Genomic DNA, 15,245 nt, shown 5'->3' on the forward strand with positions numbered 1-15,245 from the left:
TGCTGCACCTTGATGAGGAGCAGCACATGAATAAACAAACCCGTTTTTACGCGCTTGCAGCGCGCTATGTTGCATTGTTAAGCTTCCTGCTTTTGTTAAGTTTTAGCGCTTTTAGTCAAGCGTCTACACAAAAGTTTTCGGCTCAAGAAATCGATGAAATCCTGTATCATATTCACACCTATTATGTTGAAGACTTGCCTCTCAGTCGCTATAACGCAGGCAACTTGTCGAGCCTCTTTGACAATTTAGATCCCTACTCTAAATACCTCAACGAGGAAGACTTGGAATCCATCTTCAGTGCAGCAAATGGGCGCTACACTGGGCTTGGTATTGAAGTCGAGGAGCAAGATAATTACGTGGTTATTTTGGATACCCTACCCAATTCACCAGCAGCCCAAGCTGGAATAGAGAGCGGTGATAAACTCCACGCAATCAATGGTGCTAATGTCGCGGGTAAATCGATAGAAGAAGTGTCAGCCCTACTCAAAGCTGCAAATAAAAATCTCATTAATTTAGTGGTATTAAGACAAGGCGAGCTAGTTGCACTTGAGCTTAAACGTCAAGAGATAGTCATCGAGAGTGTCGCCAGTAAACTACTAAACGACGGTACAGGCTTTTTAAGCGTCAACAGTTTTAATCATCACACCTATCATGATGTTGCAAGACACATAAACCGACTGCAAGTACAATTAGGTAGCCCATTGAAAAAGCTGGTTATTGATTTACGTGACAACCCCGGTGGCACACTTAATAGTGCTGTGGCAATCTCAGATCTTTTTTTAGATAGTGGCACAATCGTCACGACCAAAGGCCGCTTCTACGACGCCAATCAGGCTTACATTGCAAAGCGGGGAGATATTCTAAATGGTGCGCCAATTTTGGTGTTAATCAACAATAGTTCCGCTTCAGCGGCCGAGATTTTAGCCGCCGCACTGAAGGATAATAAACGTGCCTTAGTCGTTGGCTTACGTTCCTATGGTAAAGGCTCGGTTCAATCCTTGATCCCAATTGGCAATGGTACTACTGCATTAAAGTTAACGACAGCGAGATACTACACACCAGCAGGTACATCAATTGAAGGTAAAGGCATAGAGCCCGATGTATATTTTACCAAACAAGCGCTTTCCCTGTTGGATAAAAGCGCTATAATCACTGGTGAAGAATCAATCAAAACGACAGGTATTGAACAGCTAGCGTCGCATTGGCCGAAGGCTCTGGCGTTAGTTCAATCACAGTAAATAAAAAACGGTCCTGTAGGGCTGTAAACTATAATAATAATTTGTGTGCTAAAAAAAATAATCGGGATGATACTGGCCTGTATGACCTTTGCAGTGCCAGCAAAACAGTTTGCCATTGTTATAGACGATATTGGCAATCACCAACGTGACTTAGAGTTACTGTCTTTACCGGGTGGGATCACCTTTTCGATCCTGCCCCATACGCCTTTTTCTCAACAATTTGCCTTTGCAGCCAGCCGCCAACAACGAGAGCTCTTATTACATGTACCAATGCAGGCACAAGACTCGGAAAAGGCCCTTGGCCCGGGCGCATTAACTACCGATATGGAAAAGTGGCAGTTGCAAATGACACTTGGCAATGCGCTATCGACATTGCCTCAGGTTAAAGGCGTAAACAATCACATGGGCTCAGCGTTAACCGAACAAATAGAGCCAATGAAATGGACAATGGAAATACTAAAAAAGCGCGGATTATACTTTTTAGATAGCCGTACCACGAGCCACAGCCAAGCCCAATATGCAGCCAACCTCTACGGCGTAAAAAATGTCGCTCGGCAGGTTTTTCTAGACAATGATATATCCACAGAGGCGCTCAACAAGCAGTGGCAACATATGCTTAAGCTACTTGATAATCACGAGCATGTTATTATCATTGCGCACCCATATAAGGAAACTGCTGCCTTTCTTGCAGCCAAGTTAGCTGAGCTTGAAAGTATTGACGCCAAACTTGTTCCCGTATCTCAACTGGTTGAACAAAAATACGTACGACTTGCAGAGATTGCTGAGCAACACGCTATTTCCGGGCAATTAAGACTCCAAGAATAAAGATTAACAATGATTATAATCAGACAGTTTAAAAGCGGCGAAGAAGCCGTGTTACGCAAGCTTATGTTTGACACAATACGATCGGTAAATATACAGCATTACTCCAATAGCCAAGTTAATGCATGGGCACATAGCGACGTTGTCGATAAAGGCTGGCAAGACCGATTAAGGAGCAATCAGCCCCTTGTCGCCGTGCTAAATGGTAAAATTGTTGGCTTTGCCGATATCCAAGCTGACGGTCTTATTGATCACTTTTTTTGCCATGCGGAACATCAAGGCCAAGGCATAGGTAAAGCACTTATGCTCGCGCTTTTAGAACAAAGCAAAACAACCAACACAACGCGCTTATTTTCCCATGTTAGTAAAACGGCTAAACCTTTCTTTGAACATTTTGGTTTCCAAGTGATAAAGGAGCAACAAGTGAATGTCCGTGGCGAAGTGTTAACCAATTACCTGATGGAAAAGGATATACCTGCCCGCTAGCAGGCATACGGACTATCTTCCCTAGTCAATGGGCGCAAACTGCGTTGGTAAGGCACTAAATTGCAATGATGGATTTTGCTTCATCCACTTTTTCTTATTAGGGATTTGGATCTTAAACTCATCATCCGTCACAAACTTTTGGGTTTTACCTTTTCCATCCACAAACTGAATTGATGCGGGCTCGGTAAATGTAAACTCTAGTTCATCAAAGCTTGGAGCAAGCCAAGACAAGCTACCTGCCATCAACTCAACAAAAGCGTCCATATCCTCTAAAAGGATAAACAAATCGCGATACATAACCTGCTGCTTAGTCAACGGCGCTATATCCGTATTGACCATAATCGCAGCGGCATCTTTTTCTTGATTGATCACTAAATTAACTTTATCAGCACGTGACTGCGGGAGAATAGGTAAATCAATATTGCCGTCTTTGTCTATGATACCATTGGCAATGATCTTGCCATCTTGCTCCAGCCAAAGTTTAACATCCTCTAGCGTGATATCAGGCTGCTTCACTTCCACTGTAAATTTAGACAAGATATATTGCGACTGCGCTTTGTTGGCGATTAAATCTAGAATTTGATTAATCTCACCATATTCAACACTTCGCTCAGCGGCGAAAACAGAATTGCAAAGTAAGCTCGCAACAGCACCTAACATCAGTAACTTTTTCATTGGGTTATCCTTTCTTATTGTTATCTTCATAAGAGGAGTACTTCGAGAAATAGTTCAAAACTTGATCTCAATTCCATACATGCCAAATAGATCAGGCTAAACTCAACATAAGCATATGGAGTGAAAAGGAGTAACAGATGACCCAAACCGTAGCTGATTTAATGACCCCAGATCCGTTCGCAGTGATTGCTGAAAATACCTTGCAAGATGCGCATAATTTAATGAAAGAAAAAAATGTTCGTCACATTCCAGTGATTGATGAAGCTGGAGCCTTGGTTGGTATGCTCACGCAAAAAATTATGATCGCCAAGGTAATGGGAATAATGGCAACCTATGGCGCAAATGCGCTTGCAAGAAAAGAGAAGCAAACAAAAGTACAAGATATTATGGCGACAGATTTTGCGAGTGTGCGCCCAAATCAATCACTACAAGATGTGGTGCGCTTTTTTGTCGATAATCGCCATGGCTGTATGCCTGTGGTAGACGAGCAAAACAAATTGGTTGGAATACTAACATCATCAGACTTTGTGCGACTCGCTGCTGCACTCTTGTCTTAAACGTGGTAATAAACCGAGTGTATTCCACGGAATACACTCGGCTATCAGCATGATTACGCTTTTTCTTGGAGCGTTCTCGCTACGGTTCTCATACCTAACGTCGTCGCACCTGCGGCCCATTGACCACCAGCGCTATTTTGGAAAGAAGCTGCAAGGTCGATATGCACCCAACCTTGACCTTCGTTTGGTACAAAGCGAGACAGGAAACCCGCTGCATTCGATGCACCACCAAAGCCGCCACCTTTTTGCGCTCGGCTGTTAGCTGTATCCGCATAAGGCGATGGACAGTTATTTTGATGCCACTTTTCTAGAGGTAACGGCCACGCGGCTTCAAATTCGTCACTCGCGAACTGCTGCACATCTCCAACAAGCGCTTTATCTAAACCAAATAACGCATTGTACTCTTGGCCTACAGCAACGAGCGCAGCACCCGTTAATGTCGCGGCATCAATGATAAGCTCTGCGCCTGTTTCACCGGCAGCCATCAAGCCATCAGCAAGCACTAAGCGACCCTCAGCATCCGTATTCACGATTTCAACTGTGGTACCATTTTTGTAGGTAAGAATATCACCTAACTTATAGGCATGGCCTGAGATGAGGTTCTCAGCACAACATAGGAACAACTTAACACGACGGTCAAAACCACGTTGAATAGCCAGCGCTAAACCAGCCGTTACGGTTGCCGCCCCGCCCATATCACACTTCATCGTAAGCATGCCTTCGCTTGGCTTAATCGAGTAACCACCTGAGTCAAACGTGATCCCTTTACCCACAAGTGCCGCACTAACTGGTGTGTCATCGTTACCTGTTGGGTTGTAGTCAAGCTCAAGCAACACAGGAGGACGCTCACTGCCACGTCCTACTTCATGGATACCAATCCATTGCTGCTCTAACAGCGCGTCGCCTTTAATGATTTGATAGCTAACATGCTCAGGTGCCAATGACTGAATAAACTCAGCCGCTTTTCCAGCAAGGCTTTCAGGATAAATGTCTTCGGCCGTCCCGTTGATCATCTGACGCATCCATGTTGCCGACGCTTTTAATGCATCAAGTTCTTTAAGACTTGACTGGTCATTGTCAACAAACACCACACCATCTAGCGCTTTTGGTGACACAAACCCTTGATAAAAAGCCCATTGAGATTCAGTACACCACAAGTCACCTTCTAGATGAACTTGTTTAATCCCTTGTTGTGCGATGCTACGAGCCGCTTTTTGAATATTCTTCAGCGTTTCGTCTTGTTGTAAATGGATAAAAGCACCGTCCTTTTCAAACGACAATGCAGCACCAGCAGATAAATACTCTGGTTTTGCGTCTTCACTCAGTCGTACAATAAATTTCTCTGACATTCTCTTTTCACTCTTGTGCTTGTAAGTGTGGTTAAGTGTACACTAGCCACTAAATACACCCAACCTAAAGCGACCAATGAAGTTTTCTAGGCAATTACAGCAAGCAACCTTGCTCAAACGATATAAACGCTTTCTTGTCGATTTACGTACCCCAAGTGGTGACGAATTCACCGTACACTGCGCCAATACTGGTAGAATGACCAATTGTGCGGACCCGGGGTTTACAGCCTATTATTCCACCAGCGATAACCCTAAACGAAAGTACATGCATTCGCTGGAGCTGACGCAAGATAATGATGGTCATTTTATTTGTGTAAATACAGCGGTGGCTAATAAAGTGTCTGTTGAGGCCATTGAGCAAGGAAGAATAACGCAACTACAAGGCTACAAAACAGTTCAAACTGAGGTGAAATACGGGGCTGAAAATAGCCGAATTGATATTTTGTTGAGCAACCTCGAAAATGGACAATCCTCGCAATTCTGCTACGTTGAAGTAAAGTCGGTGACTTTGCTAGAGCAACAGCAAGGTTTTTTCCCTGATGCAGAAACCTTAAGAGGTCAGAAACATCTTAGAGAATTAATCCACATTAAACAGCAAGGTCATCGTGCGGTGTTACTGTTTGCCGCGCTCCATACAGGGATCAATTGTGTCAAACCAGCCAGTCATATCGATCAAAAATATGCAGCGTTAGTAAAAGAAGCAATTTCTCATGGAGTAGAAATCATTGCTTACCGAGCGCATATTGACGACAACCAAGTACAATTAATTGAAGAGATTCCTTTTGATTACGCTTGACTTTTTTCATGCTGCCCACATATAGCCGTGATAGTTTTCTCCCCCAAATAGTTAAACATTGAAAAAAGTGGCTGACATTTGCAGCAAAAAAGTGTTTGCTAAGGGGTAAAGATTTTGCTATTTATACCCGCCGGCGAAAGCTGGGGTTATGTATTAAGGATTTAGGAGAATGGTATGCCAGACCAGAAAAAACTAGGGTTATTGGCTCAAGCCGGTGTAGAACCTTATCAAGAAAAGCCAGGCGAAGAATACATGAATGAAGCACAACGTGCTCATTTCAAAGCGATATTAGAAGCATGGCGTGCCGATCTACGTAATGAAGTAGACCGTACTAAGACACACATGCAAGACGAAGCGGCAAACTTTCCTGATCCTGTGGACCGTGCAGCGCAAGAAGAAGAGTTTTCTCTTGAACTGCGTACTCGCGACCGCGAGCGTAAGCTAATCAAGAAAATTGAGAAAACACTTCAACTTATCGAAGACGATGATTTCGGCTATTGTGAGTCGTGCGGTATTGAAATCGGCATTCGCCGTTTAGAAGCACGTCCAACAGCTGATCTGTGTGTTGATTGTAAATCTCTCGCAGAAATCAAAGAAAAACAACAAGGCAGAGGATAATCTCAGCCCTGTGTCCCCAAGCTTAAAGCAAACTGGGAGCTATCGCGGTCGATTTGCTCCCTCGCCTTCCGGACCGCTTCATTTCGGCTCTCTTGTGGCCGCTCTGAGTAGCTATTTAGATGCAAAAGTCAATCAAGGTAAATGGCTCGTTCGCATCGAAGACATAGACACACCGCGTGTAGTTGCTGGTGCTGCCGACAATATATTAACCACTCTTGAAGCATATGGCCTTTACTGGGATGAAGACGTTGTCTATCAATCACAGCGCCATGCTCTATACCAAGCCTATTTGACGACACTAAAATCAGACTCTCTTGTGTATGCGTGTCAATGTACTAGAAAGCAAATTAAAGCAATGGGTGGGTTTTACAACAATCATTGCCGAGCTTTAGCGCTAAGTTGGCAAGATAACGCTTTGCGCCTACAGCAGCGCTGTCCAGTTACTGAATTTAATGATGCAATACAAGGCATGGTTGTCATTCCCTCTGCAATTGCTCATGAAGATTACATCGTTAAACGCCGCGACGGCTTATTTGCTTATCAATTGGTGGTGGTAGTTGACGACATAGAGCAAAAGATTAGTCATATCGTGCGTGGTGCCGACCTGCTAGCGCCCACAGCGAGACAAATTAGTTTATTTCGGCAACTCAATCAGCCATCACCTGAGTACGCTCACGTACCACTGGCTGTCGCAGAGCCCGGATTTAAGTTGTCTAAGCAGAATCATGCTCCAGCTATTGATAACCGCAACCCGTTACCAACCCTTTATGCCGCGCTGCGTTATTTGCATGTGCCGGTTGATTCTCTCCATAATTATCAAGATGTTGAGGCATTACTGACTCACGCTATTGATATTTTTAGTCTTGATCGCGTTCCTAAAGTACAGGAAATTCAACTAGACTCTCTAGAAAATGGCGATTTTGCTTTTCGCCCACTGTTTTCAAGTACTTCAATTTAGTCTCATTTGAGTATATGATAGCGAGCCTTAAATGCGACCTGTTTTAAGACAAAAGCAGTGGTTCACAACGACTAGAATAGAAAACTTGATTGCTCAGGAGACGAGTTATTATTTCCAAGCTTGTAAACTTTTGCCGCCAGTTTGTAACTGGAAAAGGCGATGAGACGGTGAAAATGGCCAGCCCGACACCTGCGATAATTCCTCGCAGCGAGCATGGTATATCTCGTAAACAATTTAGCCCTAATGCCATCAAAGTGCTCTATCGCTTAAAAGATGGTGGCTATGATGCCTACCTTGTTGGTGGTTGTATCCGCGATATCATGCTAGGGATTGAGCCTAAAGACTTTGATGTCGTCACAAATGCAACGCCCGAGCAAATCAAAAAGCTCTTCCGTAATTGTCGCTTAATAGGTCGTCGTTTCCGCCTTGCGCACATTGTTTTTGGACGAGAAATAATTGAAGTCGCCACCATGCGCGGCCACCATCTAAGTGATGATTCTTGTGCCACGACAAGCCAAGCCAGTGAGCACGGACAGCTATTACGCGACAATGTCTACGGCAGTATTGAAGAAGATGCCGAGCGCCGCGATTTTACTATCAATGCGCTATACTATTCGATTAATGACTTTACCCTACGTGACTTTGCTGGTGGTGTTGCTGACATTAAAGCGCGGAAAATTGAGCTGATTGGCGATCCTGAAACTCGCTATCGCGAAGATCCGGTGCGGATGCTCAGAGCTATCCGCTTTGCAACCAAACTGGATATGGAGATTGCTACTCCGACCCGCACCCCGATTAAAGCGCTAGCGCCATTACTTGGACATATCCCCGCAGCACGCTTGTTCGAAGAAACGCTAAAACTGTTTTTAAATGGTAAAGCGGAAGAAAACTTTCTTCAGATGCGTGAATACGGCTTATTTTCGCAGTTATTTCCGGCGCTCGATAAAATCCTAGCACAGCCTGATAATGACTTTGAACGTCGCTTTATTCAGCAAATGTTTGCCAATACGGATAGCCGTATCAACGCGGATAAAAAAGTAACCCCTGCATTTATCTATGCAGCACTTTTATGGTTCCCTATTTTAGCTAAAAGTGAAGCGCTCGCGGCCGAAGGTATGAATGAATATGATGCCTTTATGCAAGCCATTAATCACGTCCTTGCTGAAAATGCTAAACACGTTGCAGTGCCTAAACGCTTTACTTTAGGTGCCCGAGATATCTGGCATATTCAACAACGCCTAGATAAACGTTCAGGCCAACGTGCATACCGCCTAAGCTTGCAGCCGAGATTCAAAGCCGCATATGATTTCCTTTTATTGCGTGTTGAAAGTGGTGAGCAAGAGCAAGAAGAACTTGCAGCTTGGTGGACTGACTACCTCAAGAATGATGTCACCGGCCAAAAAGACATGGTTCGCAACTTAGGTAACCAAAGCAAACCTAAGCGTCGTTACAATAGACGTAAGCCAAAAAGAAAACCAAAAGAAGATTAAATGAATATTGCGTACATTGGATTGGGTGCAAACCTATCCGAACCGATGGCACAAATACAGCGAGCACTCGATGTGCTCGCCGCCCATCCTGACCTCTCGCTTGTCCAGCACTCTAGCCTGTATGGCTCAAAACCTATGGGCCCTCAAGATCAACCTGATTATGTGAATGCCGTAGCAAAATTAGCGACATCATTAACAGCGGAGTCTTTACTCGATGTGTTGCAACAAATAGAGCTCGAACATGGCCGTGTACGCAAAGCTGAGCGCTGGGGACCGCGCACGCTCGATTTAGATATTCTGCTTTTTAATACCGACACCATTAGCAGCGATAGGCTTACGGTGCCACACTACGGCTTGAAAGAAAGAGAATTTGTCGTCTATCCACTATTAGAGATAGCGCCAGAGCTCAAATTACCTGATGGCACTGAGCTTAACTCTTTAACACAAAAGTTACCACTTAACGGATTAGCAATCCTCAAATAAACCAATCCAAGGGGTTTACCATGGCAAAAATTTCCGTCTCAACACTTGCCAAAATGAAGCGTGAAGGAACAAAAATAACAGCCCTCACCGCATACGATGCAAGTTTTGCAAAGTTATTTCACGACAATGGCGTAGATGTCATCTTAGTGGGTGATTCTCTGGGTATGGTTTTACAAGGTGGTGAAGACACTTTAGCCGTTACCACGGATGACATTGCCTATCACACCCGTTGTGTCAGAGCTGGTAGTAAAGAGCTATTCGTTATCGCCGATATGCCTTTTATGAGCTATTCAGATCCACAGTCAGCCTGTCAGAATGCAGCTACCTTGATGCGCTCTGGTGCTAACATGGTTAAGCTTGAAGGTGGTGAATGGCTTTACGACAGCATTGCACTGCTTACTCAGCAAGGGATCCCAGTTTGTGGTCATTTAGGTTTAACACCACAATCAGTGCACGTGTTTGGTGGCTTTAAAATTCAAGGTCGTGAAGAAGCACAGGCACAAAAGATGATAGCCGATGCACAAGCGTTAGAACGTGCTGGTGCACAAATGATTGTGATTGAATGTGTGCCTTCAGCATTGGCTAAACGCATTACCGATGCCGTGGCAATTCCGGTAATTGGTATTGGCGCTGGTAAAGAGACCGATGGCCAAATTTTGGTTATGCATGACTTGGTTGGTATTTCTGCAGGCTATATTCCTAAGTTCTCGAAGAACTTCCTGCTCGAAACTGGCAACATGCCAGATGCGGTGAAAAAGTTTTGTGCAGACGTGCAATCAGGTGACTTTCCAGGGCCTGATCACGAATTTAATTAAATTTACGATGAGCGATGCTTATCGCTGAGTCTGATCCAAGCGTTTTGTTTGGGTTAGTATTGTTATTATTGAGTTAGAGTACAACATGCAATCAGTTACTGAGATTAAATCGTTACGAAGCCAGATTAAAGCTTGGCGCCAACAAGGGTTGAGCATTGCCTTCGTACCAACGATGGGCAACCTTCACCGTGGTCATTTTTCCTTAGTAGAAAAAGCAAAAACCCTAGCGGATAAAGTCGTTGTCAGTATCTTTGTAAACCCAATGCAATTTGGTGCGAACGAAGACCTCGACAGTTACCCACGTACGCTTGAGCAAGACAAGCAAGGCCTTGCAGAACTAGAAACCGATATTGTGTTTACGCCTACCGTTGAGACCATATATCCTAACGGCCTAAATGCGCAGAGTTTTGTTGATGTGCCGGGAGTATCTGAAGGACACTGCGGTGGCACACGCCCAGGGCACTTTCGCGGTGTTGCAACTGTTGTCACAAAACTGTTTAACTTAGTACAACCTGATTTTGCCTGCTTTGGTGAAAAAGACTTTCAACAGTTACAGGTCATCAAAACAATGGTGAAAGACTTATCTATTCCTGTTGAAGTGATTGGTGTTGCGACTCAAAGAGAAGTTTCTGGACTGGCAATGAGTTCACGTAATGGTTACCTCTCTGAATCAGAAAAAGATACTGCTAAAGTACTTTTTCAAGCATTAAAAGCAGCATCTGACGCTTTAGAGAATGGCGAAAAAGATTTTGCGAAGGTAACAAAAAATGCAACAGAAATGCTGCATAATGCGGGTTTAAAGTTGGATTACTTTAACATTTGTCAAAAAGATAGCTTGAAACCTGCTACACTCGAAGATAATCAACTCGTCATTCTTGCCGCAGCTTTTCTCGGCAAAGTCAGACTGATTGATAATATTCAAGTCACAGTCTAAGGAATAATAATGAAAACTGCGTTCACCTTGTTAGTACTTTCTACCACCCTATTGGGGTGTAGTAACTCTATCTCACCTGAGCTAAATCAATGTGCGCAACAGAATTATCAATGCGAACGCAGCTGTGAAATGCAAAACACACCAGAGACAATGTCTTTACAGGTATGCACTGATAAATGTATTGAGCAGTATAATGCCTGCAAAGCACAGGCCGAAAAAATTACCGAGAGCAAACGATAGTTTGCTCTTTTTTAGCGACTAAGCGCCCCAGCTAAAAATAATATTCTTTTAAATACAAATACTTCCCGACTTCCGCCGTTATTTTTTATTCACCTTTTTAGAATATTTTGCGATACAATAAACTGGTCTGATGAGATAGACATACAACACCAACTTAACTTGGCTCAAGACTTGGTTGATTAAACAATCTAGGCAGTGAGCACTAACTTTTCTTAATAACTTGTTATTTCTGGTTTTTATTCTAATCTCTAAGACAAAAGTAACACGACTTTTGTGCTCAGTATCAGCGCTTTTAATGAGTGTTACCGACACGACTCTTTGCAAAGAAAATGGGAATCAATATGAAAAAGTCAGCAATTGCATTAGCGATAGCGCTTGGGACAGTTAGTTTTCACAGCGCCGCTGAAATCAGAATTAATGGTTTTGCTTCCATTATTGGTGGTCAAACGCTAGATAGTGACGACACTCTATATGGCTATGACAATGATTTTGATATGGAGAATCGTAGCTTATTCGCCCTACAACTTTCCGCCGATCTACAAGAAAGTCTAACTGCCACAGCACAGATCGTAGGTCGTGGTCAGAACGACTTTGATGCCGAGTTTGAATGGGCATACTTAACTTATGCGATTTCAGACTCGTCACAGATAAGCGCAGGTAAAATGCGTATTCCATTCTATCGCTACTCTGACTTTTTAGATGTCGGCTATGCATACCGCTGGGTTAAACCACCTCAATCGGTATATAACCTAAGCTTTAGCACCTATAACGGACTAAGTTATATCCATAACTCGACGTTAGGGGAATGGGAAAGCACAGTACAATTGGCTTTAGGTAGCGTAGATGACGACATTGTTGCCATCACCTACTCTGATGAAGCTGAGTTAAACAACACAGTAGGTATTAACTGGACACTAAGCAGAGATTGGTTCAGTGCGCGTGCGGCCTACTTTGCTACCGAAGCGAGCATTAGCGCAGCTAATAGCCCTGAACTATCTGGATTATTAGCGGGGTTGAATGGCTATGGACTAACTCAACAAGCGGATGATATTGCTGTCGATAAAGATGATGCTTACTTTGCCGCGATTGGTGTTTCTATCGACTATAACGATATCTTGTTCGATGCTGAATACACTCAGTTCGACGTGGATAACAGCATACTTGCTAAACAACAACAGTATTACGCTTCCCTTGGTTACCGTATTGATACGTGGACACTCCACCTAACCTACGAACATAATGAAGATAAGAATGAGAACGGAGAGTTTAATTCTGTCCCACTCACCATCAGCGCTCCAAATGGTGTCACTATTCCCGTTACAACCGATCCAACCAATCCAAATGCGCCTTATTTAAGAACACTGGTTAATGGTGCGCTTGCAGGCGCTCGTGCAGAGTCAGAAACGTGGAGTATTGGTGCACGTTATGACTTCCATCCGTCAGCTGCATTCAAAATTGAACTAAACCAATTCGATAACACGCTAACAGATCAAAAAGTTGAGCTGTTGAGCTTCGGTATCGATTTAGTATTCTAACGGAGGCTAATATGATCAAAAAAATAATGACCTTAGGGCTACTGTTAGCCAGTCATGCAGCTTTGGCAGATATTGCTGTTATCGTGAATTCAGCAAATGCATCTACCGTGGATGATGGTACCATCAAAAAGCTATTCCTAGGCAAAAGCAAATCATTTGCCGATGGTAGTAGTGCGACCCCTGTGAATCAGGATGGTAATGCGGTATTTGACGAGTTTAACGACAAAGTGATCGGCAAATCTAGCTCTCAACTAAATGCCCATTGGTCCAAATTAGTATTCACCGGTAAGGGGACACCTCCGAAGAAGCTAGATAGCGACCAAGCGGTAATTGATTTTGTTTCGAGCAATGCAGACGCTATCGGCTATATTGATGCTAGTAAAGTGACCGATGCCGTCAAAGTAATTGGTAAATACTAATTAAAAACAGCCACTTTATGTGGCTGTTTTTATTTATCGTTTATGATTTCTCTTTTATAAAGTATTAGACTCTAAATTTTGAGGTTGCATCTTTCAGGTTGTCGGACAATACATGGAGATTTTCAGCAACGTCTTGTACTTCATTCAACGCTTGCATTGTGTCTTGGAAAGACTGGTGCATAGATGTCACATTGTTTACTACCATAGCTGCTACAGAAGTCTGCTCTTCCGTCGCCGCAGCAATTTGACCGTTCATGCTATTAATAGACAAGATTTGTGCCGCTATCTGCTCAATCGACTGCCCGGTTTGCGCTGCTGCTTCGGCGTTGTTAATTGCCATACTGCTTGCACTTGTCATCGCTTTCACTGCTTGATTTGCCGCTTCTGTAAGCACATTTAAAAGTTCTCTTATCTCGTTGGTCGACTTTGCCGTTCTTGAGGCTAATTCGCGGACTTCATCGGCAACCACCGCAAAGCCTCGACCTTGCTCACCAGCACGAGCCGCCTCAATCGCGGCATTCAAGGCAAGTAAATTGGTTTGCTCTGCAATTGATGTGATCACATTTAAGATTTGCGTCACATTCTGTGTATCATCAGCTAGCTTGTTGATCGTCTCTGCCGCATGATTAATTTCTTCACTTAACGCTTGTGACTCGTTAACCGACACCTGAATTTGACGCTTACTCTGCTCAACTTCTTGTTCGGCCAACTGGGCAGCATCAGACGCTTGTGACGCCGAGTGAGAGATATCACCAACACTCAAACGCATTTCTTCCATTGATTGGCGTACCACTTCCGCGTCATGCGTTTGTTGATTAGTTGCCCCTTCAGCTTTTTCCATCCCCTGAACAAGACGACTTGAGTCTTTCATCAAAGGTTCGACGACACTCATCACCTCGACAACCGCCCCTTTTAGTAACGCAACAAATTCATTGAAGTTTATGGATACTTGGCCAATTTCATCGTGAGAGCGCACATTGAGCGTGGTAGACAAAGACCCCTGCCCCTGCGCTAATAGTTTCAGATTTTGCGCCGCATCCTTAGCAGAGTTACCAATACCTCTTGCAATCACAACCGCTAAGAAAACCAGAACGAGTAAAGAAATAACAGCCACAATCAACATGATTGTTAGCGCGTTTGCTGAGCGCTCTTCGGTGTTTTGTAGTAATTCGATAAAGCGGTCATTCGCGTTCGTTTTAGCCTTGGTAAAATCGGCGACTAGGCCTTCGTAGATTTCAGTTTTCTTTTTGGCATCTTCTTGGATACGGGAAAAGTCAGCTGTACCATCTATCATTCCCCCAGCAATTTGTTGCGCAATTTTGCCGTACTGTACAAGTTCGTCGCTATTATCTGAAGGCATAAAGCCGCTTTGTACCGACTCAATTTTTTGCAGGTTAGCTTGGATTTGCTGTTGATATTCTTTTGCTTTATCTAGTAATTCAGCATCCCCGAAGGTTACAGCTTGAGTGAATAGCTCATCTAAATTCTGCAGCTTATTTGCGTTTTCCGTGGCGAGGTTAAGAATTTTGTATGTCTGCTCCTCTAATTCATTTAAAGCTCTTTGATTAGAGCTAATAGCGTTGTAATTAACAAAAACGATAACCACAAAAGCGACAACCGCAACGAGCGTAATTGCGTGGATCTTTTTGGTGATACTAAGATCAGCAAAAGCAGTACCTAGACTCATATATACACCTTTTGAAGTAAGACGAGTTCATTATCGACTGATTTATTATAAATTTTAACTAAATATAGAATATTTCCAGCTTTTTTGCCGCTTGAGGATGAAGATTTAAACAAATTATTCAATCTGGGAACATGGAAGTGTGA

General features: G+C 43.5%; 17 protein-coding genes. 14 read left to right on the forward strand and 3 right to left on the reverse strand.

The window, feature by feature from the left end; genetic code table 11:
- The first annotated feature begins 26 nt into the window (after window positions 1-26).
- The 3 genes from JJQ94_RS20745 (at window position 27) to JJQ94_RS20755 (ending at window position 2,546) form a co-directional block, all read left to right on the forward strand.
- A complete protein-coding gene (locus tag JJQ94_RS20745; protein ID WP_099031659.1) occupies window positions 27-1,238 on the forward strand; it encodes a S41 family peptidase in 1,212 nt (403 codons plus the stop codon).
- 81 nt (window positions 1,239-1,319) lie between these two features.
- Window positions 1,320-2,063: a divergent polysaccharide deacetylase family protein gene (locus tag JJQ94_RS20750; protein WP_099031658.1), complete on the forward strand. Its 744-nt coding sequence runs from the start codon at window positions 1,320-1,322 to the stop codon at window positions 2,061-2,063.
- Window positions 2,064-2,072: 9 nt separating this feature from the next.
- Window positions 2,073-2,546 carry a GNAT family N-acetyltransferase gene (locus JJQ94_RS20755; protein ID WP_099031657.1) on the forward strand — a complete coding sequence of 158 codons (474 nt, stop codon included), beginning with the start codon at window positions 2,073-2,075 and terminating at the stop codon, window positions 2,544-2,546.
- 21 nt (window positions 2,547-2,567) lie between these two features.
- On the opposite strand, the gene JJQ94_RS20760 is transcribed toward JJQ94_RS20755, so the two are convergent.
- Complete coding sequence (locus JJQ94_RS20760; protein ID WP_099031656.1) at window positions 2,568-3,221, reverse strand: DUF2987 domain-containing protein; 654 nt, start codon at window positions 3,219-3,221, stop codon at window positions 2,568-2,570.
- A gap of 137 nt (window positions 3,222-3,358) precedes the next feature.
- Between JJQ94_RS20760 and JJQ94_RS20765 the strand changes: the two genes are divergently transcribed.
- A complete protein-coding gene (locus tag JJQ94_RS20765) occupies window positions 3,359-3,778 on the forward strand; it encodes a CBS domain-containing protein (protein ID WP_099031655.1) in 420 nt (139 codons plus the stop codon).
- Between the two features lie 53 nt (window positions 3,779-3,831).
- On the opposite strand, the gene pepB is transcribed toward JJQ94_RS20765, so the two are convergent.
- Window positions 3,832-5,127 carry an aminopeptidase PepB gene (gene pepB, locus JJQ94_RS20770; RefSeq protein ID WP_099031654.1) on the reverse strand — a complete coding sequence of 432 codons (1,296 nt, stop codon included), beginning with the start codon at window positions 5,125-5,127 and terminating at the stop codon, window positions 3,832-3,834.
- A 76-nt stretch (window positions 5,128-5,203) separates the two neighbouring features.
- Here pepB and sfsA point away from each other — a divergent pair, with 76 nt between their 5' ends.
- The 10 genes from sfsA to JJQ94_RS20820 all read left to right on the forward strand — a co-directional run bounded on the left by sfsA (window position 5,204) and on the right by JJQ94_RS20820 (window position 13,415).
- Window positions 5,204-5,923 (forward strand): DNA/RNA nuclease SfsA, encoded by a 720-nt coding sequence (gene sfsA, locus JJQ94_RS20775; RefSeq protein WP_099031653.1) that lies wholly within the window; start codon window positions 5,204-5,206, stop codon window positions 5,921-5,923.
- Window positions 5,924-6,097: 174 nt separating this feature from the next.
- The gene (gene dksA / locus JJQ94_RS20780) at window positions 6,098-6,541 is read left to right on the forward strand and encodes an RNA polymerase-binding protein DksA (RefSeq protein ID WP_039491461.1); all 444 of its coding nucleotides are present in this window, start codon (window positions 6,098-6,100) and stop codon (window positions 6,539-6,541) included.
- Between the two features lie 10 nt (window positions 6,542-6,551).
- On the forward strand, window positions 6,552-7,499 hold the full coding sequence (gluQRS, locus tag JJQ94_RS20785) for a tRNA glutamyl-Q(34) synthetase GluQRS (protein ID WP_099031652.1): 948 nt from the start codon (window positions 6,552-6,554) through the stop codon (window positions 7,497-7,499).
- A 173-nt stretch (window positions 7,500-7,672) separates the two neighbouring features.
- Window positions 7,673-8,989 carry a polynucleotide adenylyltransferase PcnB gene (gene pcnB, locus JJQ94_RS20790; protein WP_099031651.1) on the forward strand — a complete coding sequence of 439 codons (1,317 nt, stop codon included), beginning with the start codon at window positions 7,673-7,675 and terminating at the stop codon, window positions 8,987-8,989.
- Window positions 8,990-9,472, forward strand: coding sequence for a 2-amino-4-hydroxy-6-hydroxymethyldihydropteridine diphosphokinase (gene folK / locus JJQ94_RS20795; RefSeq protein ID WP_099031650.1), 483 nt, complete (start codon window positions 8,990-8,992; stop codon window positions 9,470-9,472).
- A gap of 20 nt (window positions 9,473-9,492) precedes the next feature.
- A complete protein-coding gene (gene panB / locus JJQ94_RS20800) occupies window positions 9,493-10,287 on the forward strand; it encodes a 3-methyl-2-oxobutanoate hydroxymethyltransferase (RefSeq protein ID WP_017216568.1) in 795 nt (264 codons plus the stop codon).
- Between the two features lie 85 nt (window positions 10,288-10,372).
- Window positions 10,373-11,221 carry a pantoate--beta-alanine ligase gene (panC, locus tag JJQ94_RS20805; protein ID WP_099031649.1) on the forward strand — a complete coding sequence of 283 codons (849 nt, stop codon included), beginning with the start codon at window positions 10,373-10,375 and terminating at the stop codon, window positions 11,219-11,221.
- Window positions 11,222-11,230: 9 nt separating this feature from the next.
- The gene (locus JJQ94_RS20810) at window positions 11,231-11,461 is read left to right on the forward strand and encodes a hypothetical protein (RefSeq protein ID WP_099031648.1); all 231 of its coding nucleotides are present in this window, start codon (window positions 11,231-11,233) and stop codon (window positions 11,459-11,461) included.
- A gap of 341 nt (window positions 11,462-11,802) precedes the next feature.
- Window positions 11,803-12,996: a porin gene (locus tag JJQ94_RS20815; RefSeq protein WP_099031647.1), complete on the forward strand. Its 1,194-nt coding sequence runs from the start codon at window positions 11,803-11,805 to the stop codon at window positions 12,994-12,996.
- Window positions 12,997-13,007: 11 nt separating this feature from the next.
- Entirely contained in the window at window positions 13,008-13,415 is a 408-nt protein-coding gene (locus JJQ94_RS20820) for a phosphate ABC transporter substrate-binding protein (RefSeq protein ID WP_099031646.1), read from the forward strand.
- Between the two features lie 64 nt (window positions 13,416-13,479).
- Here JJQ94_RS20820 and JJQ94_RS20825 read toward each other — a convergent pair whose 3' ends face one another.
- Complete coding sequence (locus tag JJQ94_RS20825; protein ID WP_099031645.1) at window positions 13,480-15,102, reverse strand: methyl-accepting chemotaxis protein; 1,623 nt, start codon at window positions 15,100-15,102, stop codon at window positions 13,480-13,482.
- Window positions 15,103-15,245: the final 143 nt, after the last annotated feature.

The sequence above is a fragment of the Pseudoalteromonas sp. GCY genome (genome assembly GCF_016695175.1).
Lineage (GTDB): Bacteria > Pseudomonadota > Gammaproteobacteria > Enterobacterales > Alteromonadaceae > Pseudoalteromonas.

Bases quoted from the DNA above. Each gene is read 5' to 3' on its own strand.
- panB (WP_017216568.1), top strand. From the start codon at position 9,493: ATGGCAAAAATTTCCGTCTCAACACTTGCCAAAATGAAGCGTGAAGGA.
- JJQ94_RS20815 (WP_099031647.1), top strand. From the start codon at position 11,803: ATGAAAAAGTCAGCAATTGCATTAGCGATAGCGCTTGGGACAGTTAGT.
- dksA (WP_039491461.1), top strand. From the start codon at position 6,098: ATGCCAGACCAGAAAAAACTAGGGTTATTGGCTCAAGCCGGTGTAGAA.
- folK (WP_099031650.1), top strand. From the start codon at position 8,990: ATGAATATTGCGTACATTGGATTGGGTGCAAACCTATCCGAACCGATG.
- pepB (WP_099031654.1), bottom strand. From the start codon at position 5,127: ATGTCAGAGAAATTTATTGTACGACTGAGTGAAGACGCAAAACCAGAG.
- JJQ94_RS20810 (WP_099031648.1), top strand. From the start codon at position 11,231: ATGAAAACTGCGTTCACCTTGTTAGTACTTTCTACCACCCTATTGGGG.
- pcnB (WP_099031651.1), top strand. From the start codon at position 7,673: ATGGCCAGCCCGACACCTGCGATAATTCCTCGCAGCGAGCATGGTATA.
- panC (WP_099031649.1), top strand. From the start codon at position 10,373: ATGCAATCAGTTACTGAGATTAAATCGTTACGAAGCCAGATTAAAGCT.
- JJQ94_RS20760 (WP_099031656.1), bottom strand. From the start codon at position 3,221: ATGAAAAAGTTACTGATGTTAGGTGCTGTTGCGAGCTTACTTTGCAAT.
- JJQ94_RS20745 (WP_099031659.1), top strand. From the start codon at position 27: ATGAATAAACAAACCCGTTTTTACGCGCTTGCAGCGCGCTATGTTGCA.
- JJQ94_RS20765 (WP_099031655.1), top strand. From the start codon at position 3,359: ATGACCCAAACCGTAGCTGATTTAATGACCCCAGATCCGTTCGCAGTG.
- JJQ94_RS20755 (WP_099031657.1), top strand. From the start codon at position 2,073: ATGATTATAATCAGACAGTTTAAAAGCGGCGAAGAAGCCGTGTTACGC.
- JJQ94_RS20750 (WP_099031658.1), top strand. From the start codon at position 1,320: ATGACCTTTGCAGTGCCAGCAAAACAGTTTGCCATTGTTATAGACGAT.
- JJQ94_RS20825 (WP_099031645.1), bottom strand. From the start codon at position 15,102: ATGAGTCTAGGTACTGCTTTTGCTGATCTTAGTATCACCAAAAAGATC.
- sfsA (WP_099031653.1), top strand. From the start codon at position 5,204: ATGAAGTTTTCTAGGCAATTACAGCAAGCAACCTTGCTCAAACGATAT.
- JJQ94_RS20820 (WP_099031646.1), top strand. From the start codon at position 13,008: ATGATCAAAAAAATAATGACCTTAGGGCTACTGTTAGCCAGTCATGCA.